This window comes from Mesorhizobium sp. M0276 (assembly GCF_040321755.1).
Lineage (GTDB): Bacteria > Pseudomonadota > Alphaproteobacteria > Rhizobiales > Rhizobiaceae > Mesorhizobium.
Genome location: NZ_JAMYSC010000007.1, coordinates 152811 through 177985, shown reverse-complemented (window position 1 = coordinate 177985; position 25175 = coordinate 152811). Strand labels below are relative to the sequence as shown.

The 25175-nt window shown below is 62.5% G+C and carries 21 protein-coding genes and 1 pseudogene; 16 read left to right on the top strand and 6 right to left on the bottom strand.

Going from position 1 to position 25175, the window contains the following annotated elements:
• The 15 genes from NKJ01_RS08230 to NKJ01_RS08160 form a co-directional block, all read left to right on the top strand.
• The coding region (locus NKJ01_RS08230) for a PIG-L deacetylase family protein (RefSeq protein ID WP_352727349.1) at nucleotides 1–654 on the top strand (654 nt) is incomplete at its 5' end.
• A 275-nt stretch (nucleotides 655–929) separates the two neighbouring features.
• Nucleotides 930–2261 (top strand): ABC transporter substrate-binding protein, encoded by a 1332-nt coding sequence (locus NKJ01_RS08225; protein ID WP_352727347.1) that lies wholly within the window; start codon nucleotides 930–932, stop codon nucleotides 2259–2261.
• 224 nt (nucleotides 2262–2485) lie between these two features.
• The gene (locus NKJ01_RS08220; protein ID WP_032907930.1) at nucleotides 2486–3433 is read left to right on the top strand and encodes a carbohydrate ABC transporter permease; all 948 of its coding nucleotides are present in this window, start codon (nucleotides 2486–2488) and stop codon (nucleotides 3431–3433) included.
• Complete coding sequence (locus NKJ01_RS08215; RefSeq protein ID WP_023761527.1) at nucleotides 3430–4380, top strand: carbohydrate ABC transporter permease; 951 nt, start codon at nucleotides 3430–3432, stop codon at nucleotides 4378–4380. Before NKJ01_RS08220 ends, NKJ01_RS08215 begins: the two co-directional genes overlap by 4 nt.
• A gap of 343 nt (nucleotides 4381–4723) precedes the next feature.
• Complete coding sequence (locus tag NKJ01_RS08210) at nucleotides 4724–4927, top strand: hypothetical protein (protein WP_352727345.1); 204 nt, start codon at nucleotides 4724–4726, stop codon at nucleotides 4925–4927.
• A 2-nt stretch (nucleotides 4928–4929) separates the two neighbouring features.
• Complete coding sequence (locus tag NKJ01_RS08205; protein ID WP_352727343.1) at nucleotides 4930–6042, top strand: ABC transporter ATP-binding protein; 1113 nt, start codon at nucleotides 4930–4932, stop codon at nucleotides 6040–6042.
• Nucleotides 6035–7048, top strand: coding sequence for an ABC transporter ATP-binding protein (locus tag NKJ01_RS08200; RefSeq protein WP_352727341.1), 1014 nt, complete (start codon nucleotides 6035–6037; stop codon nucleotides 7046–7048). The genes NKJ01_RS08205 and NKJ01_RS08200 overlap by 8 nt, the downstream gene beginning before the upstream one ends.
• Nucleotides 7049–7132: 84 nt before the next feature.
• On the top strand, nucleotides 7133–8776 hold the full coding sequence (locus NKJ01_RS08195) for a dihydroxyacetone kinase subunit DhaK (protein ID WP_352727339.1): 1644 nt from the start codon (nucleotides 7133–7135) through the stop codon (nucleotides 8774–8776).
• A 72-nt stretch (nucleotides 8777–8848) separates the two neighbouring features.
• Nucleotides 8849–9451: a dihydroxyacetone kinase subunit DhaL gene (dhaL, locus tag NKJ01_RS08190; RefSeq protein ID WP_352608202.1), complete on the top strand. Its 603-nt coding sequence runs from the start codon at nucleotides 8849–8851 to the stop codon at nucleotides 9449–9451.
• Nucleotides 9448–9837, top strand: a complete 390-nt coding sequence (gene dhaM, locus NKJ01_RS08185) for a dihydroxyacetone kinase phosphoryl donor subunit DhaM (protein WP_352608200.1) — start codon at nucleotides 9448–9450, stop codon at nucleotides 9835–9837. The genes dhaL and dhaM overlap by 4 nt, the downstream gene beginning before the upstream one ends.
• Before the next feature lie 21 nt (nucleotides 9838–9858).
• Complete coding sequence (locus NKJ01_RS08180) at nucleotides 9859–10161, top strand: HPr family phosphocarrier protein (RefSeq protein WP_352727337.1); 303 nt, start codon at nucleotides 9859–9861, stop codon at nucleotides 10159–10161.
• Nucleotides 10145–11731 (top strand): phosphoenolpyruvate--protein phosphotransferase, encoded by a 1587-nt coding sequence (gene ptsP / locus NKJ01_RS08175; RefSeq protein ID WP_352727335.1) that lies wholly within the window; start codon nucleotides 10145–10147, stop codon nucleotides 11729–11731. Before NKJ01_RS08180 ends, ptsP begins: the two co-directional genes overlap by 17 nt.
• An 11-nt stretch (nucleotides 11732–11742) precedes the next feature.
• Nucleotides 11743–12165, top strand: a complete 423-nt coding sequence (locus tag NKJ01_RS08170; protein WP_352727333.1) for a hypothetical protein — start codon at nucleotides 11743–11745, stop codon at nucleotides 12163–12165.
• 95 nt (nucleotides 12166–12260) lie between these two features.
• The gene (dhaK, locus tag NKJ01_RS08165) at nucleotides 12261–13247 is read left to right on the top strand and encodes a dihydroxyacetone kinase subunit DhaK (RefSeq protein WP_352727331.1); all 987 of its coding nucleotides are present in this window, start codon (nucleotides 12261–12263) and stop codon (nucleotides 13245–13247) included.
• A gap of 634 nt (nucleotides 13248–13881) precedes the next feature.
• The gene (locus NKJ01_RS08160; protein ID WP_352727329.1) at nucleotides 13882–15789 is read left to right on the top strand and encodes a propionyl-CoA synthetase; all 1908 of its coding nucleotides are present in this window, start codon (nucleotides 13882–13884) and stop codon (nucleotides 15787–15789) included.
• A 193-nt stretch (nucleotides 15790–15982) separates the two neighbouring features.
• On the opposite strand, the gene NKJ01_RS08155 is transcribed toward NKJ01_RS08160, so the two are convergent.
• The 6 genes from NKJ01_RS08155 to NKJ01_RS08130 form a co-directional block, all read right to left on the bottom strand.
• A complete protein-coding gene (locus NKJ01_RS08155) occupies nucleotides 15983–18370 on the bottom strand; it encodes a polysaccharide biosynthesis tyrosine autokinase (protein ID WP_352608188.1) in 2388 nt (795 codons plus the stop codon).
• Between the two features lie 238 nt (nucleotides 18371–18608).
• Entirely contained in the window at nucleotides 18609–19505 is an 897-nt protein-coding gene (locus NKJ01_RS08150) for a UTP--glucose-1-phosphate uridylyltransferase (RefSeq protein WP_352727327.1), read from the bottom strand.
• A 73-nt stretch (nucleotides 19506–19578) separates the two neighbouring features.
• Nucleotides 19579–20529: a glycosyltransferase family 2 protein gene (locus NKJ01_RS08145; protein ID WP_352727325.1), complete on the bottom strand. Its 951-nt coding sequence runs from the start codon at nucleotides 20527–20529 to the stop codon at nucleotides 19579–19581.
• On the bottom strand, nucleotides 20519–21469 hold the full coding sequence (locus NKJ01_RS08140; protein WP_352727324.1) for a glycosyltransferase family 2 protein: 951 nt from the start codon (nucleotides 21467–21469) through the stop codon (nucleotides 20519–20521). The genes NKJ01_RS08145 and NKJ01_RS08140 overlap by 11 nt, the downstream gene beginning before the upstream one ends.
• Nucleotides 21469–22464 (bottom strand): glycosyltransferase family 2 protein, encoded by a 996-nt coding sequence (locus NKJ01_RS08135; RefSeq protein WP_352727322.1) that lies wholly within the window; start codon nucleotides 22462–22464, stop codon nucleotides 21469–21471. Before NKJ01_RS08135 ends, NKJ01_RS08140 begins: the two co-directional genes overlap by 1 nt.
• Before the next feature lie 40 nt (nucleotides 22465–22504).
• On the bottom strand, nucleotides 22505–23677 hold the full coding sequence (locus NKJ01_RS08130; protein WP_352727321.1) for a glycosyltransferase: 1173 nt from the start codon (nucleotides 23675–23677) through the stop codon (nucleotides 22505–22507).
• A 292-nt stretch (nucleotides 23678–23969) separates the two neighbouring features.
• Here NKJ01_RS08130 and NKJ01_RS08125 point away from each other — a divergent pair.
• A pseudogene (locus NKJ01_RS08125) lies at nucleotides 23970–25019 on the top strand (polysaccharide pyruvyl transferase family protein); the annotation flags it as partial.
• Between the last annotated feature and the right edge of the window lie 156 nt (nucleotides 25020–25175).

Genomic DNA, 25175 nt, shown 5'->3' with positions numbered 1-25175 from the left:
ATCGAGATCTTCATGTTCGGTACGATGGCCGCCTATGCCGCGCAAGGCGCAGAACTCACTTTTGCCATAGCCACGGATGGTGCCAGGGGCGGCAAGGGTGATCCCGGCGCTCTGGCCCGGGCGCGTCGCCAGGAGGCCAGCCAAGCAGCCAGCTTGCTTGGCGCCGTGCCACGCTTCCTCGACTTCCCGGATGGCGCGCTGGCGGCCGATGCGGCGCTGATCGCGGCTCTGAAGGCGCTGATCGGCGAGATCGGGCCGGACCTTGCGATCACCCACGCGCCGAACGACTATCACGGCGACCACCGCGCGCTGTCGGACGGCGTGCGCATCGCGGCTTCATTCGGCGTGCCGGTGCTGCATGCCGACACGATGGGCGGCACCGGATTCTCGCCGACGCACTATGTCGACATTTCCGCGCATGCCGCTCTCAAGGCCAAGGCGATTCGGGCACATCGATCACAGGATCCGGAGCGCTTCGTCTATGCCACCCGAACGCAGAATCTCTTCCGTTCCGGTCAGTGCAACGGTGCGCAAGGTTCGTTGGCCGAGGCCTTCCGCTTCGAGCCGTTGTTCCCCTTCGCCGACATCCGCGAACTGCTGCCGCCGGCGCCACCGATCCGGTCGGTCATGGTGAGCACCAAGCGGGTCGACTGATAGGCGAGGCGCCGCTCCGTCCTGATCCGAATCGGCTGCAGGGCTTCGAACGCCCGACGAGCGAGCAGCACTTTTTCCAACGTTTTCAGACACCGCCCCCGGCATGCTGCGGCGCAGCAACGAATTCGCTTGCCTTGTTTAGTAAAAATTGCATCACTAAACAAATTACTAAACATCTGCCGCGCTGCCGCGCCGCCATGTTTGGGCCCCTGAGGAGAGGGGTTGAGGGCTTTTGAAACCGTCATCCGGACGCGTTTCGCAAATGGGAGGAAGGCATGAAATCGAGCTTGAAACTGGCGTTGGGACTCACCTCGGCGATTACAGCGTCGACAGCCGTCTCGAACGTCGCGCACGCTGAAGACCTGACGCTGTGCTGGGCCGCCTGGGATCCGGCAAACGCGCTTGTCGAACTGTCCAAGGATTTTACCAAGGAAACCGGCATCGGCATGAAATTCGAATTCGTGCCGTGGACCAACTATGCCGACCGGTTCCTCAACGAGCTGAATTCGCATGGCAAGCTGTGCGACCTGATCATCGGCGACAGCCAATGGATCGGCGGCGCCGCCGAGAACGGCCACTACGTCAAGCTGAACGACTTCTTCGACAAGGAGAAGATCAGCATGGACGACTTCGTGCCGGCAACCGTCGTCGGCTATTCGGAATGGCCGAAGAACACGCCGAACTATTGGGCGCTGCCGGCCATGGGCGACGTCGTCGGCTGGACCTATCGCAAGGACTGGTTCTCCAAGCCGGAACTGCAGAAGGAATTCAAGGAGAAGTATGGCTGGGATCTCGGCCCGCCGGCCACCTTCGACCAGCTGAAGCAGGTCGCCGAATTCTTCCAGAAGCGTGAGATCGACGGCAAGACCGTCTACGGCGCCTCGATCTATACCGAGCGCGGCTCTGAAGGCATCACCATGGGCGCCATGGATGTACTCTACAGCCATGGCTTCCAATACGAGAACCCCAAGAAACCCTACGAGATGGAAGGCTTCGTCAACTCCGACAAGTCGGTGAAGGGGTTGGAGTTCTACAAGGCGCTCTATGATTGCTGCACGCCGCCCGGTGCGTCGAACAGCTACATGGGCGAAGGTGTCGATGCCTTCAAATCGGGCCAGGTGGCGATGCATATGAATTTCGCCTTCACATGGCCTGGCCTGCAGAAGGACGAGAATGTCGGCGGCGACAAGATCGGCTACTTCGTCAACCCGAAGGGTCCCGACGGCGAGCAGTTCGCCCAACTTGGCGGCCAGGGCATCTCGGTGGTGTCCTATTCCGACAAGCAGGAAGCGGCGCTGAAATACATCAAGTGGTTCGCCAACAAGGACGTGCAGTCCAAGTGGTGGTCGCTCGGCGGCTATTCCTGTCTCAACGCGGTGGTCAAGGATCCGGCCTTCCCGGCCAGCCAGCCCTACGCGCAGACCTTCCTCGACTCGATGGCCATCGTGAAGGACTTCTGGGCCGAGCCCAGCTACGCACCGCTGCTGCAGGCCTCGCAGAAGCGCTTCCACGACTATGTCGTCGCCGGCCAGGGATCGGCCAAGGACGCACTCGACGGTCTCGTCAAAGACTGGACGCAGGTCTTCCAGGACGATGGCAAGATGTAATCGGCTCCTCCCGAGCTAGGCCCCTGGAGGCGGATGATTTTCAGGTCGAATCGACCAGAAATCATCCGCCTCCAGGGATAAAAAAAGAGAGACCATGATGTCGTCCGAAAACCGCTGCACACTTTTCAGCATCATGCTCTTGGTCCCGTGCCGCCCTTGGCACGGGACGCGGTTCAGATAAATTCCATGACAGAGACGACCAAGTGACCGAAGCAGGACTGACCATGCTCAATCGGACCGCGGAGAACGTTGCCCGGGCGACCCCGGAACCGTTGGCCCGCAAGGTCCGGGGCATCAGCGACAAGGGCCTCGCCTGGCTGTTCATCTCGCCGACGATCCTGTTGCTGCTCGCCATCAACATCTTCCCGCTGTTCTGGGCGATCTACCTGTCGTTTACCAACTACCGGGCCAACCGCCCGAACGAAGTGGTGAAGAACCTCGGCTTTGCCAACTACCAGCGCATCCTCGGCGACAAGGATATCTGGCTCGCCATGCAGACCACGGCGCATTTCGTGTTCTGGACAATCCTGTTGCAGACGCTGATCGGCTTCACGCTGGCCTGGCTGATCGACCGGAAATTCCGCGGCCATGCCTTCTGGACGACGCTGATCCTGGTGCCGATGATGCTGTCGCCGGCGGTGGTCGGCAATTTCTGGCGCTTCCTTTACGAGCCGCAGATCGGCTTGTTCGCCTATGCCATCTCGTTCGTCACGAGGATCCCGCCAACGGATATCCAGATGCTCTCCAACGTGTCGCTGGCGCCGTGGTCGATCATCATCGTCGACACCTGGATGTGGACGCCCTATGTGATGCTGATCTGCCTCGCGGGCTTACGCTCCATCCCCGAATACATCTATGAGGCGGCCGAGGTCGACCGCGCCTCAAACTGGCGGCAGTTCTGGTCGATCACGCTGCCGATGGCGCTGCCCTTCATCATGCTGGCGGTGCTGTTTCGCGGCATCGAGAACTTCAAGATGTTCGACATGGTCAACCTGTTGACCGGAGGCGGGCCGGGCTCAACCACCGAAGTCGCCTCGATCACTCTGAAGCGGCAGGCCTTCGAGAGCTGGCGTACGGGCTATTCCTCGGCTTTCGCCATCATCCTGTTCGTCGCGGTGTTCGGGCTGGCCAACATCTACGTCAAGGCGCTCAACAAGGTGAAGCAGAGATGAGCCTGACCACAGCCCACTCGGTCGTCGCACCCTCGGTCAACTCGAAGCGCATCGCCGGCGCGATCATCATTGCCTATGCTTTGATCTCAATCGTGCCGCTGCTGTGGATATTCGCCACCAGCTTCAAGACGCCGCCGGATTCGATCGCCTATCCGCCGAAGATCCTGTTCCAGCCTAGCCTAGAAGGCTACTGCAACCTGTTCACGACGCGGACCCGGCAGACGCCCGAATACATCAACTCGCTGGGTCCGGCGACCGGCTTCTGCGACGAGACCACGCGCAAGCGCAACATGGTCATCGCGGGCCCGTCCAACTTCCTGCCGCGCTTCGTCAATTCACTGATCATCGCCTTCGGCTCGACCTTCTGCGCCGTGTTCCTCGGCACGCTGTCGGCCTATGGCTTCTCGCGCTTCAAGGTGCCGCTCGCCGACGACCTTTTGTTCTTCATCCTGTCGACCCGCTTCATGCCACCGATCGCCGTCGCCATTCCGATCTACCTGATGTACCGCGAGCTTGGCCTGTCGGACACCGCTCTCGGCATGATCCTGCTCTACACGGCGGTCAACGTGTCGCTGGCTGTATGGCTGCTGAAAGGCTTCATCGACGAGATCCCGCGCGAATATGAGGAAGCGGCGATGATCGACGGCTATACGCGGCTGCAGGCGTTCTGGCGCACCGTGCTGCCGCAGGCGACGACCGGCATCGCCGCGACCGCCATCTTCTGCCTGATCTTCGCCTGGAACGAATATGCCTTCGCAGCGCTCCTGACCTCCGGCACGGCGCAGACCGCGCCGCCCTTCATCCCGACCATCATCGGCGAAGGCGGCCAGGACTGGCCTGCCGTGGCGGCCGGCACGACGATCTTCCTGGTGCCGATCCTGGTCTTCACAATCCTGCTTCGCAAACAATTGCTGCGCGGCATCACTTTCGGCGCGGTGCGCAAATGATTGATGTGGGAATAAGAGACCGCCGGTGTCACCGTTTCCCTTCTCCTCGTTTACGGCTACGGGATCGACACATTTGCGAACGCTTAGCATTTAGCGATAGCGCGCATGGCAAGCGGGCACATGTATCGTCTGGCGCCGCGCCAGGTCGACCCCCACTCCGTCGAGCTTCGCTCGACACCTCTCCCCCGATCGACGGGGTAGAGGAAGGGCGCGAACCTAATTCAGCCAGGCTCCCTTCCTCTCCCTCCGGAGGGGGGAGAGGTGGCGCTGCGAAGCAGCGACGGAGTGGGGAAACCACCTGGCAGCCATCTCTCCCTTTGGACGTGGAAAAGGAAGGCTACGTATGACGCGCGCCGCCAACTCCAGGAAATCATCATGGCCTCGCTGGGCCAGGCGCGGGCTGATGGAAAACATCGCCACGGCGCTGATCGCCGTCGGCTTCCTGATGCTGTTCCAGCCCTTCGCGCTGTCGCTCTACACCTATTCCTTCATCACTATGCTCGCCGGCACCGTGATGTTCATCGTCGTCTCGAAGTTCCCGGAATAATCATGGCCGAAATTCGCGTCCAGCACCTGAGAAAGGCCTTCGGCGACTTCGTCGCCGTGCAGGATTCCAACTTCGTCGTCGAGGATGGCGAGTTCTTCGTCATGCTCGGACCATCGGGCTGCGGCAAGACGACGACCTTGCGCATGATCGCGGGACTCGAATTGCCGACCGGCGGCCAGATCCTGCTTGGTGGCGACGATGTCACCATGCTGCGGGCACGCGAGCGCGACATCGCCTTCGTCTTCCAGTTGTTCGCGCTCTATCCGCACATGAACGTGCGCAAGAACATCGGCTTTCCGCTCCTGGCGCAAGGCATGCCGTCGGCCGAGATCCGCACGCGGGTCGAGGAGACCGCGAAGCTGCTGCGCATTGACCATCTGCTCAACAAATCCGTCTCCGGCCTTGCCGGTGGCGACCGCCAGCGCGTAGCGCTCGGCCGCGCCATCGTGCGGCGGCCGAAATGCTTCCTGATGGACGAGCCACTTGGTACGCTCGACACCGAATTCCGCGATCTGATGGTGCATGAACTGCGCGAGTTGCACAACCGCATCCACGCCACGACGGTCTATGTCACGCACGACCAGATGGAAGCGATGTCGATGGCCGACAAGATCGCGGTGATGAACCATGGCGTCATCGAACAGTTCGGCACACCACGCGAAATCTACGACCGCCCGGCGACCATGTTCGTCGCCGACTTCATCGGCTCGCCGCCGATGAACTTCTTGGGATTCGGCGGCGGACTTGCCAAAGGTGCCAGGGAGATCGTCGTGCAAGGTGCGAAAGTAGCGGTGCCGGAGGTGCGCGAGGACGTTGCGCCGACCGACATGGCGCTCGGCATCAGGCCCGAGCACATCCGCTTCGATGATAGCTCGAAGCTGCGCGGCGCCGTCTATGGCACCGAATATCTCGGCACCACGCAGATCGTCGCGGTAGAGACGGCGGACGGCATCATCAAGGCACGCGTGCCGGCCGAAATCCGGCTCTCCACCGGCGATCATGTCGGCCTGACGCTGAGCAGCGCGCGGCTGTCGCTGTTCGAGAAGGGATCCGGCCGCGCGGTGAGAACCACTATCCACGATGTGGCCTCTGAGCGGAGGGTTCGTCATGGCTGACGTGCGCATCAGGAACGTGACCAAGAGTTTTGGCGACCATGCCGCCGTCAATGGCCTCGACCTGCATATATCGGATGGTGAGTTCGTCGTGCTGCTCGGGCCGACCGGCGCCGGCAAGACGACGACGCTGCGGCTCATCGCCGGGCTGGAGCGGCCGGATTCCGGCATGATCGAGATCGGCGGCCACAATGCCACGACGCTGTCGCCGGCCGAGCGCGATACGGCTTTCGTGTTCCAGCAATATTCGCTCTATCCGCATCTGTCGGTGTTCGACAACCTCGCCTTCCCGCTGCGCTCGCCGGCGCGAAGAATGCCGGAAGAGCAGATCCGCCGCCGGGTCGAGGAGGTGGCGAGGATGGTGCGCATCTATCACAAGCTCGCCAACCGTTCGACCAAGCTTTCGGGCGGCGAAATGCAGCGCGTGGCCATCGGCCGCGCGTTGGTGCGCAAGCCGTCGATTTATCTGATGGACGAGCCGCTGTCGTCGCTCGACGCCAAGCTGCGCGGGGACCTCAGGCTCGAGCTCAAGCGCATCCAGACCGAGCTCGGCGCCACCATGCTTTACGTCACGCATGACCAAATCGAGGCGATGACCATGGCCGATCGCATCGGCATCCTTGCCGATGGCGAGCTGGTGCAGATCGGTTCTCCGCGGACGATCTATTCCGAGCCGGCTAACTTGCATGTCGCGGCAAGACTCGGCCAGCCGGCGATCAATCTTCTGCCGACGGGACTGCTGCCCGATAGTGGCGCGCCGGCGGGAACCAGGACAATCGGCGCGCGCACCGAACATTTGGCGATCGAGAAGGCTGTCAACGGCCATGCCGACGGCGTCGTCGACTGGGTGGAACATCTCGGCGACCAGAACCACCTGCATGTGACGGTGGGGCCGAAGAAGCTGGTGACGCTGACCGATCCCGACACGGATCTGGCGCAAGGCGACAAAGTGGTGATCCGCTATCGGTCGCCGCTATATTTCGGCGCCGATGGACAAAGGCTGATGTGAATGGGGCTGATGTGAGCGGTTTTCGGTGTTTGCCTGCCAGCGGCTCAGCGCCGGTTTTTGACTTTGCGAGTACGGGACGAATCGATGAAGCACTTTTTTAACCGCAGGGAAACGATCGTCACCGAGGCGCTGGACGGCCTGTTGCGGACCATCGGATCAGGCGATCTCGCGCGCCTCGATGGCTATCCCGAAATCAAGGTCATCCTGCGCGCCGGTTGGGACAAGACGAAGGTCAGCATCGTCTCCGGCGGTGGCGCCGGGCACGAACCATCGCATGCCGGTTTCGTCGGCAAAGGCATGCTGACAGCGGCGGTCTCGGGCGAGATCTTTGCCTCGCCAAGCGTCGAGGCGGTGCTGGCGGCCATTCGCGCGGTCACCGGTCCGGCAGGCTGCCTGCTCATCGTCAAGAACTACACAGGTGACCGCCTCAATTTCGGCCTCGCGGCCGAGAAGGCGCGCGCCGAAGGCTTTCGCGTCGAGATGGTGATCGTCGCCGACGACGTCGCTTTGCCTGACATCACCCAGCCGCGCGGCGTTGCCGGCACCTTGTTCGTGCACAAGATCGCTGGCCATCTGTCGGAAACCGGCCATGACCTGGCGTCTGTTGCGGCAGCCGCGCGCGCGGCGGCGAAGGATATCGTTTCGTTCGGCATGTCGCTGTCGTCCTGCTCGATCCCCGGCCAGCCGCATGAAGACCGGTTCGGTGAAAATGACGGCGAGCTCGGCCTCGGCATTCATGGCGAGCCGGGCGTCGAGCGCATTGCGGTGCAAAGCGCCGACAGGCTGGTCGCGGTCATGGCCGAGCGCCTGTCGGCGCGGCTCGACCCTGCGGCCAGCTACGCCCTGCTGATCAACAATCTCGGCTCGGTGCCACCGCTCGAAATGTCTGTTCTTGCCAACGCGGTGCTGGCTTCGCCGCTGGCCAAAGCGATCAAGCTGACCATCGGCCCAGGCCCGCTGATGACGGCGCTCAACATGAACGGTTTTTCGCTGTCTCTGATCCGGCTCGACGCGGCACGCGAAACAGCCTTGCTGGCGCCAGTCGGCCCGCATGCCTGGATGCCGGCAAAGCCTGTTGTGCCGCCTGCCGTCTTGCCGATGTCGAAAGCGGCCGGGCAAAGTGCGGCGTGCAAGCCCAGCCAGGATGCAAACACCAGACGCCTGATCGTCACGGTCTGCGAAAGATTGATCGCGCTCGAAGGCACCTTGAACGTGCTGGATGCCAAGGCGGGTGACGGCGATACCGGTTCGACGGTGGCGACCGGCGCACGCAGCGTGCTGGAACGGCTCGACACGCTGCCGCTTGCCGAACCTGCCGCGACCCTTGGTGCGATAGGTGACATTCTGAGCGCGTCCATGGGCGGTTCCAGCGGCGTGCTGCTGTCGATCTTTTTCACGGCGGCGGCTCAGGGTTTGGACAGCGGGGCCAAACTGGCCAAGGCGCTGCTAGCCGGCCTGGAGCGGATGACCTTCTATGGCGGTGCAAGGATCGGGGACCGGACCATGGTCGATGCCTTGGAACCGGCCCTGAAAGCGCTCGACGCCAATGGCCTGGAAGATGCGGCAACAGCGGCCCGACGCGGCGCAGAGGCTACCTCCTCCATGGAGAAGGCGAAAGCCGGACGATCCGCCTATGTCGGCAGCAAGCTGCAAGGCGTTGTGGACCCCGGCGCCTATGCGGTGGCCGAGGTCTTCGCGGCCGCCGCCGCGCTGCACGAAGCGGCCTGATGCATGCTCCAGTTGTCGAATGAGCGTTCTTTCGATACTGCCGGAAGGGTGGAAACCAGGAATGCGGGTGATATGGCGGCGCTGAACCTTGCCGGGCTGATAACGGCTGCCGCGGACACGATTGCCGCGCACGCCGAAGAGTTGACGGCGCTCGACCAGGCGATCGGCGACGGCGACCACGGGTTGAACATGAAGCGCGGCTTCGAGGCGGTGCGGGCCGAGGCCGAGATGTTTGCTGCCAAGCCATTGCCCGAGGCGCTGAAGGCGATCGGCACCAAGCTGGTAATGACGGTCGGCGGCGCTTCCGGCCCGCTGTTCGGAACTTTGTTCATGGCGCTCGGCAAGGAAATTTCGGCGGAGCCCGATCGCACCAATCTGACCGCGGCCTTCGGCAAGGCGATCGAAGCGGTGGCCGCGCGCGGCAAGTCACAGGTTGGACAAAAAACCATGCTCGACGTCCTACAGCCGGCGCATGATGCGTTGGTCGTGGGCAAGACTGGATCGGAAATCGCCGATGTCGCCGACGCTGCGGCTAAGGCGACCGTGCCGATGAAGGCCCTGCGTGGCCGCGCCTCGTTCCTCGGCGACCGCTCGATCGGCCACATGGATGCCGGCGCACGTTCGACCGCGCTTCTGGTACGCACGATCGTCGAGATGCTGGAACGTCAGCCATGAGCAATGTCGGCATCGTCATCGTTTCGCATTCGCCGCTGGTCGCCGAGGGCACGGCCGACATGGTGCGGCAGATGGTGGGCGACGAAGTGCCGCTTGCGTGGTGCGGCGGAAACGGCCATGGCGGACTCGGCACCAATGTCGAGGCCATCATGGCCGCCATCGACAGAGCCTGGTCGGAGGCCGGTGTCGCCATCCTGGTCGATCTCGGCGGCGCCGAGACCAACAGTGAAATGGCGGTGGATTTGATCGGCGAGCCCCGGTCGCAAAAGATCATCGTGTGCAACGCGCCGATCGTCGAAGGCGCGGTGATGGCGGCGACCGAGGCGTCCGGCGGCGCCTCGCTGAAGGAAGTGGTGGCGACGGCGCATGAATTGTCGCCGTCGTGAGCGAACGGGAAGCTTGAAGACATGTCCGCATCCGCCGAAGCGACCGTTGTGATCACCCACGAGGTGGGCCTGCACGCGCGTCCTTCGGTGAAGTTCACCAAGCTGGCCAAGACTTTTGCCGCTGAGGTGGAAATAGCGCTGGCCGCCAACGGGCCATGGTTCGACGCCAAGAGCATCGTCAAGGTGATGGCGACCAAGGCGCCGAAGGGTACGGTGCTGCATATCAGGGCCAGCGGCGACGGCGCCAATGATGCCGTCGACGCGCTGGTAGAACTGGTGCGCCGCGACTTCGACGAAGGCAAGGACCATGTCCGGACCGCTTAGGCTGCAAGGCATTTCGGCCTCGGCCGGCTATGCCGAGGGGCCGCTGTTCGATCTCGACCGGGTTGCCGCATCCTATGTCGGCAAGGCGACAGCCGCCGAAGAGAAAGCCGCGCTTGAGAGCGCAATCGGCAGTGCGGCGGCTCGTCTCGCCGCTTTGATCCAAACCGCCGACGGCGACGCTGCCGACATTCTTGAATTTCAAATCGCCATGCTGGAGGATGATGCACTGAACCGCCCGGCCTTTGCCGCGATCGGGACCGGTCAACCCGCCGATGTGGCGTGGCGACAGGCGCTCGACGCCGAGATTGCCGGCTACGATGCCTCGGACCAGGACTATTTCCGCGCACGTGCCGCCGACATACGCGACATCAGGGACCAGGTGCTGCGGGCACTGACCAAGGATAGTGACATCCAGGCACCGGCCGGCGCCATTCTCTATGGCGAGGACATCGCGCCGACGCGCTTTCTCGAAACCGACTGGAGCGGCGGCGGCGGCATCGCGCTGGAGGCAGGCAGCACCGCCAGCCACGTCGCCATGCTGGCGCGCTCGCGCGGTGTTCCCATGGTCGTCGGGCTGGGCGCTGCGCCGGCTCACCCCTCGGGCAACGCCCTGCTCGACGCCGAACATGGCGGCATCGTGCTGTCACCCTCCAAGGCCGATATCGTTGCCTTTCACCAATCGTCGTCATCATTCTCGGCGCGCCGCGACCGGGCTGGGACTTTCCTGGCACGGCCGGCGGTGACCAGCACCGGCACGCCCGTTCGCGTGCAGGTCAACATCGCCGACCCGTCCGAAGTCGACAGCATCGACATCGCCACCTGCGACGGTGTCGGGCTGATGCGCACCGAATTCCTCTTCGGCAGGACGCTTCCGGATGAGGAGACGCAATATCGCGCCTACCGCAAGGTGCTGGAGTGGGCCGGCGACAAGCCGGTGACGATCCGTACCGTCGATGCCGGCGGCGACAAGCCGGTGCCCGGCTTCACCGTCGAGGAGAGCAACCCGTTTCTTGGCCTGCGCGGCATCAGGCTGTCGCTGGCAAGACCGGAGGTTTTTCGTGTACAGATCCGTGCGCTGTTGCGCGCAGCCGTGCACGGCAGTCTGAAGGTGATGTTCCCGATGATCGCCGTTATTGAGGAATACAGGCAGGCAGCGGCGATGTTCGCTGAGGAACAGGCCGCGCTTGCCGCGCGCGGCATCGCCCAAAAGATGCCGCCACTCGGCATCATGGTCGAAGTGCCTTCGGTGGCGATCGCGCCGGAGGCGCTTGCCGAGGCCGCCTTTTTCTCTATCGGCTCCAACGATCTCACCCAATATGTCATGGCGGCCGCCCGCGACAATGCCGCGGTGGCACATTTGAATTCGGTTCGTCATCCTGCCGTGCTGCGGCTGATCGCTGCCGTGACCGCGTTTGGCTCGCGTGAAAATATCCCAGTCAGCCTGTGCGGCGATGCCGGCGCGGACCCCGCCTCGATCCCGTCACTGCTCGAGGCCGGCCTGCGCGACCTTTCCGTCGCTCCGGCGCAACTCGCCATGGCCAAGGCGGCCATCGCCGACGTTTCGATTTAGGCGCGGCTGGCATGATCGACAAGAAACCCGAACCCGGCTCCGAAGAGGCAATCCGCGCCTACAAGACGATCCTGTCGCACGTCATCGACCAGCGCCCATCCGGCATGCGCCAGCGCCTTGCAGACGCGCTCGGCAAACACCGCAGCTTCGTCACGCAGATTTCCAGTCCGGCGTATTCGATCCCGATTCCGTCCAAACATTTGCCGGCTATATTTTCGGTGTGCCATTTCAGCCCGGCAGAGCGCGATCAGTTTCTCGCCGCCTATCATCAGGCGCATCCGGGAAAGATGTCGGTCGCGGCAGGCATGCGCAAGACGCGTCATGTTTCGCTCGTCGTGCCGGATTTCGGCGACGACAAGCAGAACGCCGCGCTCGACAGGGCTGTCAACGACTTCATCCAGAAGATCACCAGCATCACCGGCAAGGGTGGCTGACCCCTTGGAGTTTGTACGCAATTCCGGACGGAAAACCGTTACACACTTTTCCTGGAATTGCTTTGATGTCAGGCCTATTTCGGGAGGAGACGGCCGTGAAGAAATTCATGAATTCGGTGGACACGGTGCTGACCGAGAGCCTCGACGGTTTCGCGGCTGCCCATGCCGACATTCTCGTGCTTGGCGACGAGCACAAATTTGTCCGCCGCAAGACCTTGCGGCCGGGCAAGGTGGCGCTGATCTCAGGCGGCGGCTCCGGCCACGAGCCGCTGCATGGCGGCTTTGTCGGTCACGGCATGCTGGACGCCGCCTGCCCCGGCCAGGTGTTCACCTCGCCGACACCGGACCAGATGCTGGCAGCGGCCGAAGCCGTCGACACCGGCGCCGGCTGCCTGTTCATCGTCAAGAACTATGAGGGCGACGTGATGAATTTCGACATGGCGGCCGAGATGTCGGAAGGCGTCCAGCAGATCGTGACCAATGACGATGTCGCCGTCGAGAACTCATCCTTTACAACCGGCCGGCGCGGCGTCGCCGGCACGCTGGTGGTGGAAAAGATCGTTGGAGCGGCGGCCGAACATGGCCTGGCGCTGGCGGCCTTGAAAAATCTGGGCGATCGCGTCAACGCTGCAACCCGCTCGATGGGCGTGGCACTGACCAGTTGCACGGTCCCGGCATCGGGCAAGCCAACTTTCGACATCGGCGACGGCGAAATGGAATTCGGCATCGGCATCCATGGCGAACCCGGCCGCCGGCGCGACACGTTGAAAAGCGCCGATGCTATCGCACAGGAGATTTGTGCCGCGATCCTGGGCGATCTCGGCGACAGGGCGAAAGGCCCGGCGCTGCTGTTCGTCAATGGCTTCGGCGGCACGCCGCTGATGGAACTCTACCTGATGTACAACAGCGCGCGGGCGATCTTTGAGACTCATGGCGGGACGGTGACCCGTTCGCTGGTCGGCTCCTACGTCACCTCGCTCGACATGGCCGGCTGCTCGATCACACTCACCATGCTCGACGATGAGACGACCGCATTCTGGGACGCGCCGGTACACACGGCGGCGCTGCGCTGGGGCATGTAAAGCTGGCTTCCACCCCGGTTTTCTGCACCATCTTCTCCCTTTGATCCGCAACATAGTCCGGGTTGATGCTGCCATCTCTCACGCCACCCGACCTCGAACTCCCGCCGCCGGGAGGCACCTGCGGTTTGCCTTTTGACAAATCCTCCCGGTCGCGAAATCGCCTCCGCTGGCCGTTCCCGACAGGAAACGTCCAGAAATAGTCGTCAAGGCGAGGCGACAAGCAACCGAACTGACCGGCTCGGCCGTTGCTTTTCTTCCGTAGAGTAAGGTAAAACCTGCCTGGGTCGTGGGGAGATAGCGTAATGCGTTACAATTGGGAGCGGGCTCCAACGAGCTTCGAACGTCACAGAAGAGCACTGGCGACAGCTATTCTGATTGCTGGCGGAATTGGCCTCATGCTTATGGCCTTGCCGATCTAGAACAACTTGCTTTCACCAAGCGGATTCCGCCTGTCAGGGCGCTCGATGCGTGTTGGCGCGGCTGACCGGTCACGGCAATGAGGCGGCGGTCGCGGCCTTGATAGCGCTTGCCCCTGGCGCCCAGCTCAAATGTCATAGCACAACAGCGTGCATTTGCGGCTAAGGATAGAGCGCGCTATCTGGAGAGTTGAAAATCATTCCTGGGGAGGAGCCGGATGACTTCACGCTATCACGAGGTCTATGAGGGCTGGAAACGCGACCCGGAACAATTCTGGGCGGATGCGGCCCGCGCCATCGACTGGTATTCGCCCTATGACAAGGTGTTCGATGCCGCTGCCGGCGTCTATGGCCGCTGGTTTACCGGCGCCACCTGCAACACCTGCTACAACGCCATCGACCGCCATGTGGCGGGCGGACGCGCCGACCAGATCGCGCTGATCCATGACAGCGCCATCACCGGTACGGTCAAGAAGTTCACCTATGCCGAACTCAAGCGCGAGGTGGTCGCACTCACCTCGGTGCTGAAGAACCGCGACATCGGCAAGGGCGACCGCGTCATTATCTACATGCCGATGGTGGCGGAGGCGGCCATCGCCATGCTTGCCTGTGCCCGCATCGGCGCGGTGCATTCCGTGGTGTTCGGCGGCTTTGCCTCGCATGAGCTTGCCACCCGCATCGACGATGCCAGACCGAAGCTGATCATTTCCGCTTCCTGCGGCCTGGAGCCGGGTCGCGTCGTCGCCTACAAGCCGCTGCTCGACAAGGCGATAGAGATCTCCCGCCACAAGCCGGACGCCTGCCTGATCCTGCAGCGCGACCAGCTGCGCTGCGACCTCAAGGAGCATTTCGACATCGACTACGCCGATGCCGTCGCCCGCGAACGGGCAGCGGGCGCCAATGTCGATTGCGTGCCGGTGTTTGCCACCGACCCGCTCTACATCATCTACACATCGGGCACGACCGGCCAGCCCAAGGGCATCGTGCGCGACAATGGCGGTCACATGGTCGCTCTGAAATGGACGATGGAGAACGAGTTCGGCGTCAAGCCGGGCGAGGTGTTCTGGGCAGCATCCGATGTCGGCTGGGTAGTCGGGCATTCCTACATCGTCTACGGGCCGCTGCTGCATGGCTGCACCAGCATCCTGTTCGAGGGCAAGCCTGTCGGCACGCCCGATGCCGGCACCTACTGGCGCGTGATATCGGAATATGGCGTCGTCGCACTTTTCACTGCGCCGACCGCATTCCGCGCCATCAAGGGGCAGGATCCGAAGGGCGAGTTCATTGCTAAATACGATTTGTCGAAATTCCGCACGCTGTTCCTTGCCGGCGAGCGCGCCGACCCGGAAACCATCAAATGGGCGGAGCAGAAGCTGAACGTGCCGGTCATCGACCATTGGTGGCAGACCGAGACCGGCTCACCGATGACGATCAATCCCGCCGGCCTTGGCCTGCTGCCGGTGAAATACGGCTCGCCGGGCGTGCCTATGCCGGGCTACGACATTCGCGTGCTCGACGATGCGGGCCACGAGGTGCCGCGCGGCACACTGGGCAATGTGGTGGTCAAGCTGCCGCTGCCAGCCGGCTGCCTGCCGACGCTGTGGAACGCCGATCAACGCTTCCGCCAAGCCTATCTCGACGAGTTCCCTGGCTTCTACAAGACCGCGGATGCCGGCATGGTCGACGAGGACGGCTATCTCTACGTCATGGCCCGCACCGACGACATCATCAATGTCGCCGGCCACCGGCTGTCGACCGGCGCCATGGAGGAGGTGCTTTCGGCCCATCCCGATGTCGCCGAATGCGCGGTCATCGGCATTGCCGATGCGATGAAGGGGCAGATTCCGCTCGGCTTTGTGGTGCTGAATGCGGGCGTGACGCGCGATATCGGCCTGATCGAAGGTGAAGTGGTCGGCCTGGTGCGCGAACGCATCGGCCCGGTCGCCGCCTTCAAGACGGTGGTGACGATCAAGCGCCTGCCCAAGACGCGCTCGGGCAAGATCCTGCGCGGCACCATGCAAAAGATCGCCGACAAGGAAGAATGGACGATGCCGGCGACGATCGACGATCCGGTCATTCTCGACGAGATCTCCGCCGCCCTGAAGGCGCGCGGGATCGGCCTTTGAGCCGCTGAAGCGGTTTTACCTGTCGGCGCGGCTTTTCCGGATCGGCGGGCAGTCTTTTATTGTTCACGGAGAATGCACTCTACACGATCCACGACGTCGTCGGCGCGGCGATGCTTGGGTGGCGATCGTCCGCGCCGGAGCGTCCAGTCACGATGAACGGAACGCGGCCGGCTTTGTCCTGGCAGCGGTCAAATCAGACCGGTGCCTTGCCGCGCACCTCCGACTTTTCCAGATAGTAAGTCGAGTATTTGTCGAAGAATTTCTCCGAGCCGCCGAACGACCCGTATTTGGCCAGCTTCTTCAGATCGACCTTGTTCAGCACCGCGCCGACGATCTTGTTGGCTACGTAGGGTTCGGATTCCAGCATAGACCTGACCATTGCGCGCGGCGTGCTCCCCCATTCGGTGACGAGCACAAAACCGTCGACCAGCGGCGCGAAGGCCTTGGCATCGACCACAGGTCCGAGCGGCGGCAGATCGACGACTATGTATTCGAATGTCTCCTTGGCGTTCTCGACAAAACGCCGCATGCCCGCCGAAGAGAGAAGTTCGCTCGTATGTGAGAAGTTGCCGCGCAGCGCTGCCGGGATGATCGCCAGCTTCGTCTGCCTGTCGATCTTGCCGACGGACTGCCAGGTCAGGCCGTTGACCACCGCCTCCATCAAGCCCTGCTCGGCTTCCATGCCAAGGCCCCGGCTGAGGCCGGGATTGCGCATGTCACCGTCGATCAGCAAGGTCTTGGCACCGTTGGTGGCAAGCAGGCCGGCGAGATTGGCCGCGACCGTCGACTTGCCCTCGCCGGGGAGCACCGAGATGATGCCGATGACGCGGCTGCCTTGCCCTTCCAATACGACGTCGAAGGCGATCTTGGCGCTGCGCAGCGTCTCGGAGAACATCGAGGCAGGCGAATCGATGCTGACCCGCATGCGCGCCCGTTTTTCCGCAGCCGACAGCGATTTGGCGGTCTTGGCATCCACCTGGGTCTCGCCCGGCTTTTCCTCCTTGCCGAGTTTGCCGCCGATCATCGGCAGATAGCCGAGGAATTTCAGACCGACGCGGTCGCGTACATCCTCGCCGGTCCTGAAGAACCGTTCGTTGAACTCGTTCAGGCCTCCGAAGCCGGCGCCCATCAGCATGCCAAGAACCAGCGAAAGGCCAAGCACGACAATTGTGCGCGGGCTTGACGCGCTAAGCGGCATCGAAGCGTCCGAGATGATGCGGATCTTGCCGACCGGGAAGGATTGCTGCTGCGCGGCTTCCTCATAACGGCCGAGGAATGTCTGATAGAGCGTGGTGAGCGCCGTCGCCTGCTGATCGAGTTCACGCAGCTTGACTTGCGTCTGGTTGTCGACGGAGCTCTTGCCTTGTGCGGCCGCTACGTTGGCCCTGAGCGCGGTCTCGCGGGTCTGCGCCACCTCATATTCGTTGCGATAGCTTTCGGTCAGCTGCTTCAGTTCGCCGAAAATCTGGGTCGAGATGTCGGCCTTCTCTTTGGCGAGTGCAACCGCCTGTGGATGCTCGGGACCGAAATTCGCCTCGACGTCCTGCAGCCGCTTGGACACCGCCAGGTAGCGGGTCTTGAGCGCCGCGATGACCGAACTGCTCGGCTGGTCGCTCGATATGGCGGCATCCTTGAAGGCGTTGTCGGAACCGCTGTCGACAATCGCCTTGTATTGCTGGTAGCGGGCGCTGGCGCGCGCGGTGTCGGCCTGCGCCACGATGAGCTGCGCATTGAGATCGGAGAGCTGCTTGTCGCTCATCAGCTGGCCATCGCTGTTGGCGGCGAGCCCGTGTTCGGCCCTGAATTTCTCAACGGCGAGCGAGGCTGCCTGGGAACTCTGGCGCAGTTCCGTCAGCCGACCCTGCAGCCAGACCGCCGCCCGCTCGGTGGCGTCGAAGCTGGCATCGAGCTGATCGGCGAGATAGGCATCGGCATAGGCTTTGGTGACCGCGTTTGCGAGGGTCGGATCCGTCGCCTGATAACCTAGCGTGATCACGAAGCTTCGCCCGACGCGCTCCGCCTGCACCTCGCTTTGCAGTTTGAGGATTGCGTAGTCGCGACGCGACGTCGCCATCAGCGCGTCGCGGGCGGCGGGGTCGAGCTTGCTGATGTCGCCAACACCTGGCATGGAAGGACTGGGGCGGACATACTGGATCACGCTTCGGACGAAACCGACGCCCGTCGCCAGAGCCGATACGGGCGGATTCATGAACGCATCATTCTGGTCGAGCTTCAGCTTGTCGACGACGACCGAAGCAAGCCGCGTCGAGGTCAGGATTTCGATCTGGCTCAGGATGGCGGAATCGGTCTGCATGGTTGTCGACGCGGCCGAAATGTCGTCGACAATCTTGTTCAAGCCCTCGTCGATCAGCACGCTCGCGTACGACTGATATTTGGGCGGCGTCGTCTGCAAATAGAGCACGCCCAGGAAAAGGCCAATGACAGCGCACACGGCAACCACCTTGGCCTGCCGCGCAGCCATGCCAAGCAGCCGCTCGATATCGATGAAGTCTTCGCCGTCTCCTGCGTCGGAATTCGGCAATGGCATCCTCTTGTCGAGAGGAAAGTTGGCATAGTTCATCTTCGGTCCAATTCTAGAGCCGGTCCCATTCCGATTGATCGCAATGGGCTCTATCTCACTATTTGAACATGATCTTTTCCGGAAACCGGGACCCACTTTCCGGGATCATGCTTTGGCTTGCAGGCGCCGCCAGGATCGGGAGCGTTTGCGCAAAAGCGACGCAAACTTCGTGCCAGACAGCGCGGGGCCTATAGCCCCGCGCCATCCACCATCTGAAAATGCTCCCAAAACATGGGCATTATGCGGCTTCTTCCTGACGTTCATGCGACCGGACGAACTCCTGAAGCATCTCGAAAACCGGGCCCTTCATGTCGTCGCGCGCGAGCGCGAAGGCGATGTTGGCCTGGATGAACCCTTCCTTGGAACCGCAGTCGAACATGCGCCCCTTGAAAGGCTGGGCGAAGAACGGCTGATCCTTCGACAGACGCACCATGGCGTCCGTCAGCTGGATCTCGTTGCCGGCGCCGCGCTGCTGATTGCCCAGAAGCGCGAAGATCTCGGGCTGCAGGATGTAGCGGCCGTTGATGTAGAAATTCGACGGCGCGTTGGCCGGCGCCGGCTTTTCGACCATCGCCGTCACCTCGAAGCCACTGCCGATCTCGGCGCCGCGGCCAACGATGCCGTATTTGTTGGTCTCGGCCGGTTCGCAACGCTCGACGGCGATGACATTGCCGCCGGTGCGCTCATAAAGGTCGACGGTTTCGGCGAGGCATCCGCGCCCGCCAAAGGAGACCATGTCCGGCAGCAGCAAGGCGAAGGGCTCGTTGCCGATGACTTCGCGCGCGCACCAGACGGCATGGCCGAGGCCTTGCGGCGATTGCTGGCGGATGAAGCTGGTGGCGCCGGCCACCGGCAAGAGGCTTTCCAGCGACTGCAACTGCGCCTTCTTGCCGGTCTGTTCCAGGGTTCCGATCAGTTCCGGATGGAGGTCGAAATAGTCCTCGATTACCGCCTTGTTGCGACCGGTCACGAACACGATGTGCTCGATGCCGGCCTCGAAGGCCTCGTCCACCGCATATTGCACGACGGGTCTATCAACGACAGGAAGCATTTCCTTCGGCATCGATTTGGTCGCCGGCAGGAACCGTGTTCCAAGCCCCGCCACCGGTATGACGGCCTTCCTGATTTTCTTCATCGCAAATTCCTTCTGAGGAGATCGACTTCAGTCCGTTCACAGGCCACGAAAAACCCTCCATGTGCCTGCATCTTCACCTGCCCACCCCAACGGCAAACTGCGCCGCCATTCTTCGCAACCGCACGGCGATCGGCATGCCCATATGTCTGATCGCCGCCGGGTCGCCGAGCGCTGTCAGGATCGCCTTGAATGGCGACCGCGCCTTGATGTGCTGAACCATCGACAGGAACGAGGCGGCCGTGCGCAGGCTGCGGCCGCGCCGGGCGAACGCGGCCTGCGCGGCGTCATCCATCTGATGAGTTTGAGCGAACACCGCATCTGCCCTGTGCATGGCTTCGATATGGTGAAGCTCGAGCACACGGGAGATGGAGCCGCTGCGGATATGATAGGCATAGCCGATATCAGGTTCGACGACGCATTTGCCGCCCATGGCCAAGGCGTTGGCCAGGAGGATGTAGTCTTCTCCGATGATAAGTTTTTCATCGTAGCGAAGCCCGTTCTCGTTCAGGAACTCGCGCTGGAAGATCGGCTTGAGATAGCCGAGATTGAACTTCGATTCGAAGAGGATGTTGCCGGCGATGTAAGTGGCCAGCGAAATCTCCCGCAAGCCTTCCAGATAGTGCCGCGGGAACATCGCGGCCTCGATGATACCGTCCTCGCGAATGACCTGGAGGTTGTCGACGGCGATCTGGGCGCCTGCACTCTCGGCACGCGCGATCATGGCGGCGAGCCGATTGGGAAAGACGGCGTCGTCGGAATCGAGAACCGCGATCCACCTTCCTCGGGCGGCGTCGAGGCCAGCATTCCTGGCCCCGCCAGGGCCGCGATTGCTGGCCAGAGCGACGACGCGGACGATATCCTGCGGATAGGCCCGCGCCACATCGAGCGTCGCGTCGCTCGACTTGTCGTCGACAACGATGATTTCGACGCGGACGTTGTTCTGGGCGATGGCGCTGGCGATCGCCCGGTCGAGGGTCGCCTCGGCGTTGAAGGCGGCAATCACGAAGCTCACATCAGGCTGCACGCTTGCCTCCCTCCTGTGGCGAAGGCTGACCGTAGAGCCGGATTTCGCGAATGCCGACCAGACCACTGACGACGCCGACATGCATAATGCCGCGCAGCACGCTTCGGTTCCTTCGCACCGGACTGATGAGGACCGGAAGTGCCGAGGCGAAGCAATAGATGGCCTTCGCCGACGCCAGGCCGACCTGCTTGACCAGGCCGATGCCGCGCGCGTTGCGCCCCAGAAGATGGCCATGCGTCTGCCCGACGCGGAAGCGGCGGCGGCCGAGCCAGTCGAATGCCGCCCTTGTGCGCGGCACCACCTCGTCGACCCAGGCTTCCGGTGCAAAAGCGATGCGGCCGCCGGACTTGTGCATCTGGTCGAAGAACTCGGTGTCTTCGCCGCCGGTCTGGCCGCGCGCCAGGCTGAAGCGGCGGCCGCGCAGGCTCTCAGATCCCATCCGGAGCAGTACATTGCAGGTGTAGCCGGTCTGGATCACGCCGCGCACCCAGACGGGCAAGGTCGAATGGAAATCGCCGCGCCGCATCCAGTCCGGCGCATCCGGGCGATAGTGCGCCCTGACCGGACCGAGCACAGCGGCGGCATCGCTTGCTTCAGCCATGGCGACCAGTTCGGCGAGCCATGCGGGCGTGGCCGTCTCGTCGTCATCGATGAAGGCGACGAAATCCGCAGTGCTGGCGTCGAGGCAGGCGTTGCGGGCGATCGAAATGTTGCGCGCCGGAGCATGCTGATAGCGGATCGGCACCGTCAATTCCCGCGACAGCGCCGTCACCAGGTCGCGGGCGGTCGGGGTGTCGTCATTGTCGGCGACGACGATGCTGACATCGAACCCTTCAGGCATGTCCATGGCGTCGAGCGAGCGTAGCGTGTCGGCCAGTTCCGGCCGGCGGAACGTGCAGACGCCGACGTCAATGCTGCGCTTCTTGGCCTGCGCCGCCATCACGCCGCCTCGCGCCGCGACCCGAGGCCGAGAAGCTGCAGCCAGAAGCCGACCGACCAACCAAGATGCATGACCATCGCCGAAACGCCGGCAAGCGCGATATCGGCATTGCGCTGGCGGATGGCCGTCGACAGGCCATAGAAGAGGCATACCGAAGCCCAGACCAGCAGCGGCACCGCCGCCAGCCAATACACAAATGAGAAGGCGGCCAACAGCACGACCGGAAACACCAACAGCGGCACCATCTGTCGAACCTTGGGGATGACGCGGTGCTTGAGGACGTTCTTGGCGCGGCCGCGGCCATAGCCGAGATACTGGAAATAGAGGCCGCTGAGCGAGGCGCGTGGATAGTAGACCATCTGCGTCTTGCCGCTCATCCAGATCTTGTAGCCGGCTTGTCTCAGCCGGTAATCGAGCTCCGCGTCCTCATTGTGACTGAACGTCTCGTCGTAACCGCCGACGGCCTCGAAGGCCGATATCCGCATCAGTGCATGATGGCCGTGGTCGATCCACTCTCCCCCCGAAAGGTGCCGATGCTTCGAGCCGCCGGTGCCGAGCTTGGAATTCTGTGCCGCGGCGGCGGCCTTCTGCACGGTGCCGCTGCCGCTGGTCAGCATCGAAACGACAACCGAATCCGCCCCGGTGGCCAATGCCTCCTCGACCAGACGGTCGCAATAGTCGTCGGGATAGCCACCATGCGCATCGATGCGGATCAGATAGTCGGCGCCCTCGCCGAACGTACCGACGGCGAGATTGATCGCCGCGCTCTGGATGCGCCGCTTATTGTTAAGCAGGACAACGCGCTGGTCCTTCGCAACGATATCCTTGACGATGGTCAGCGTGCCGTCGGTGCTGCCGCCGTCGGCGACAATGATCCGGGCGTCAAGCCTGGCTGCCGCGGGTCGCAATTGATCGAGCAGCGCGCCGATATGGGCGGCTTCATTCAGACACGGGATAACGATCAGGCTGGATGAGGGCTTTTCAGTCTGCGTCATCAACCTCTGTCCATCCTGCCACTGTCCATCTCTGCCCATCCTATGCCAATGCCTCGGCCGCAAAGGAGCCGGGCACGGCGGTCAGGCTGCGCAGCCGCTCGACGAGCGCCCGGCAATCGCTGCGATCGTAGCTCCAGGTCCTCGGGTTGCGGGCAAGAACACGCCCTTTCAGCCTGGCAAAGCGATGCTCCTCCATCTTGCCGAGTTCGGCTTCGAGCGCTTCGGGCGAGGCCTGCGGCAACAACACACCGATATCCTGCTGTTTTAGGAACCGCCCGGTCTCGGTGTTGCCCATCGAGATCGGCACCGCGCCGAAACGGCAGCCCTCATAGAGCCGGTTTGGCAGAAGCCATTCGGAGTTCTGCCCGGCTTCGAAGAAATCGATTGCCCAGGAAAAATGGACTTCCTTGTAGATCGCCGCCATATCCTCCGGGTTACGGTAGGGTCCGCGAAACGACAGCCACGGCTCGGCTTCGACGAAGCCATGGAAATCCGGGAATTCGGACAAAGCCGGGCGACCGCGCAGCACGACCTCGAAGCGTCCCTCCATTCGGCGGGAGAAATCGGCCAGCAACTCAAGCGAACGGCGGCAGCGCAAGGCGCCGAACCAGCCGATCCGCCACGGCGGGCCAGGCAGACTCTCAACCGCTTCAGCATCGCCAGGCAGGACCGCCGCGACCTCGAAATACTTGTTTTCGACCAGCTCGATGGGTGCCGCGACCTGGCCGAATGGCTTGAAGTAATTGGCTATGAAGGCCGGCGAACTGGTCACCAGCAGCTTCACGTCCCTTGCCAGAAAGCGTTCGGTGGCGCGCAGTGCCTTGCCCAGAACATCGTTGCGCAGCACCAGGCGATGAATATCGAGGCACTCGTATACGATCGGAACCGACGCACCTAAGACTGACCTCGCGCGGCGGGCGAGCGCCAGCATTTCCAGGTTGCGCGCGATGATGAGATCGGGCCTCGGCACTCCGGCAAGCTTCGAGCCCATCGATGTTGTCGCCTTGGCGACCGCCGCGAGGCGCTGGCCGAATCGCCCGTCACGCGTCGCGCCAAGGTCGATCGGCCGCAATCCCTCGACATCCGCTATCGGAGTCGTGGTGCGACGGAAGCCGGCCAAGGTGACCTGGGCCCCACCTGCCCTGAGCATCGTAATCCTTCGGCGCACTGCCGGGTCGGAAACGTCGTGCACAAGGTACAAGACATGCAGCATGAAAACTCGACCGCTGTTGGCCCACCCATAGGAATCCTAGTACAGGTCTTGCTGCATCGCAACATTTTTGGTGCAATGATCCACCTTTTCTGTTGCACTGCAAAATTGAGGCGTTAATCTCGGGCTAGCTTTTAGCGCCACTCGGACCGTGCGGTTGGTAACCTGGTGCGGCGCCCTAAATCGTGACGCGGAGCGCATCGGGATCGTCCTGGCGTGCAGCATTTTTCGGTCACCCCCGTCTTAAGCACCGCTGGCCTGGCCGCGGAACCTGCTGACGATATGAGGTAATTCCATGAAGATCGTGGTCGAAAACACAGTCTGCCTGAACACCGGGGATGCAGCTATTTTGCTAGCGATCCGGCACATCCTAAAGGCAGTCGCCCGAACTGACCTGCAATTCTTCATCTTCGACAGCCAGCCCGAGGTCGCGGCGAGGCTCTACCCGCAAAGGGATTATCCGGACCTTGAATTTCACAAGCTGCTGTCGGAGTCCCTTTTCCGGTATAAGAATGGCGATGGACTGAAGAACTGGATCAAGCCGATCTACAACAAAATTGTCCTTCAGGCCCTGCGGTGGTTCGGGAGCAGCGCGATTGGCACTTTCTTCAGCCGGAGTGACCGTCGCAGCCTCGATATCTACACTGGCGCCGATCTCGTGGTCACGACAGGCGGGACCTATCTCGTCGAGAACTACAATCTCGAAAGACGTCTCAATCAGTTCCGGCTTGATGCCGTGCTCGGCAAGGATCCGGTCTTCTTCACGCAATCCCTCGGCCCGTTCAATAAAAGTTACAACCGCCAGGAACTGAGCCCGATCTTCGACCGCAGCCCGCTCATCCTGCTGCGTGACGAACGGTCCAGAAACCATATCCAGGATCTGGTGAAGGATTTCGGCAAATGCCACGTGGTGGCCGATGCCGTCTTCGCCCTTGCCGATACCGACAGGATCGAGAAAATTCTAGCCTCCGGTCACCCGCCGGCGCCGACGGGCCGTGTCGCCATTTCCGTCCGCCACTGGAATTACGTCAGCGATGGCGAAGGCGGCATGCGCCGCTATCTCGATTCGATCCGCGAGATCGCGTCGATTCTCGTCAGGGACCACGGCAAGGAGGTGACGTTCGTCTCCACGTGTCAGGGGGTGCCGGAATACGCGCATGACGATTCCAAGACCGCGCGGGCGATCGTCGCCGAACTCGATCCGGAGATCGCCAAACATGTGACCGTAGATGCTGCGTTTCACACGCCGGAACAGTTGATGGCGCTGGTGAAAGGCTTCGACTTCGTGGTCGCCACGCGTATGCACATGATGATCATGTCGCTTTGTGTCGGCACGCCGGTGCTGCCAATCGCCTATGAGTTCAAGACCAAGGAAGTGGCCAAACGGATCGGTGTCGCCGACGTGCTGCTCGACATCGACACAGTGACGTCAGAGGAAGCGAGTGAAAAGCTCGGCAGATTTGCAGCAAACCTCAACCTCTATCGCCAGACCAGCCTTCAG

What these genes read in the sequence shown, in the direction of transcription:
- NKJ01_RS08225 (WP_352727347.1), top strand. Translation starts at nt 930, where the DNA reads ATGAAATCGAGCTTGAAACTGGCGTTGGGACTCACCTCGGCGATTACA.
- NKJ01_RS08220 (WP_032907930.1), top strand. Translation starts at nt 2,486, where the DNA reads ATGCTCAATCGGACCGCGGAGAACGTTGCCCGGGCGACCCCGGAACCG.
- NKJ01_RS08215 (WP_023761527.1), top strand. Translation starts at nt 3,430, where the DNA reads ATGAGCCTGACCACAGCCCACTCGGTCGTCGCACCCTCGGTCAACTCG.
- NKJ01_RS08210 (WP_352727345.1), top strand. Translation starts at nt 4,724, where the DNA reads ATGACGCGCGCCGCCAACTCCAGGAAATCATCATGGCCTCGCTGGGCC.
- NKJ01_RS08205 (WP_352727343.1), top strand. Translation starts at nt 4,930, where the DNA reads ATGGCCGAAATTCGCGTCCAGCACCTGAGAAAGGCCTTCGGCGACTTC.
- NKJ01_RS08200 (WP_352727341.1), top strand. Translation starts at nt 6,035, where the DNA reads ATGGCTGACGTGCGCATCAGGAACGTGACCAAGAGTTTTGGCGACCAT.
- NKJ01_RS08195 (WP_352727339.1), top strand. Translation starts at nt 7,133, where the DNA reads ATGAAGCACTTTTTTAACCGCAGGGAAACGATCGTCACCGAGGCGCTG.
- dhaL (WP_352608202.1), top strand. Translation starts at nt 8,849, where the DNA reads ATGGCGGCGCTGAACCTTGCCGGGCTGATAACGGCTGCCGCGGACACG.
- dhaM (WP_352608200.1), top strand. Translation starts at nt 9,448, where the DNA reads ATGAGCAATGTCGGCATCGTCATCGTTTCGCATTCGCCGCTGGTCGCC.
- NKJ01_RS08180 (WP_352727337.1), top strand. Translation starts at nt 9,859, where the DNA reads ATGTCCGCATCCGCCGAAGCGACCGTTGTGATCACCCACGAGGTGGGC.
- ptsP (WP_352727335.1), top strand. Translation starts at nt 10,145, where the DNA reads ATGTCCGGACCGCTTAGGCTGCAAGGCATTTCGGCCTCGGCCGGCTAT.
- NKJ01_RS08170 (WP_352727333.1), top strand. Translation starts at nt 11,743, where the DNA reads ATGATCGACAAGAAACCCGAACCCGGCTCCGAAGAGGCAATCCGCGCC.
- NKJ01_RS08160 (WP_352727329.1), top strand. Translation starts at nt 13,882, where the DNA reads ATGACTTCACGCTATCACGAGGTCTATGAGGGCTGGAAACGCGACCCG.
- NKJ01_RS08155 (WP_352608188.1), bottom strand. Translation starts at nt 18,370, where the DNA reads ATGAACTATGCCAACTTTCCTCTCGACAAGAGGATGCCATTGCCGAAT.
- NKJ01_RS08150 (WP_352727327.1), bottom strand. Translation starts at nt 19,505, where the DNA reads ATGAAGAAAATCAGGAAGGCCGTCATACCGGTGGCGGGGCTTGGAACA.
- NKJ01_RS08140 (WP_352727324.1), bottom strand. Translation starts at nt 21,469, where the DNA reads ATGGCGGCGCAGGCCAAGAAGCGCAGCATTGACGTCGGCGTCTGCACG.
- NKJ01_RS08135 (WP_352727322.1), bottom strand. Translation starts at nt 22,464, where the DNA reads ATGACGCAGACTGAAAAGCCCTCATCCAGCCTGATCGTTATCCCGTGT.
- NKJ01_RS08130 (WP_352727321.1), bottom strand. Translation starts at nt 23,677, where the DNA reads ATGCTGCATGTCTTGTACCTTGTGCACGACGTTTCCGACCCGGCAGTG.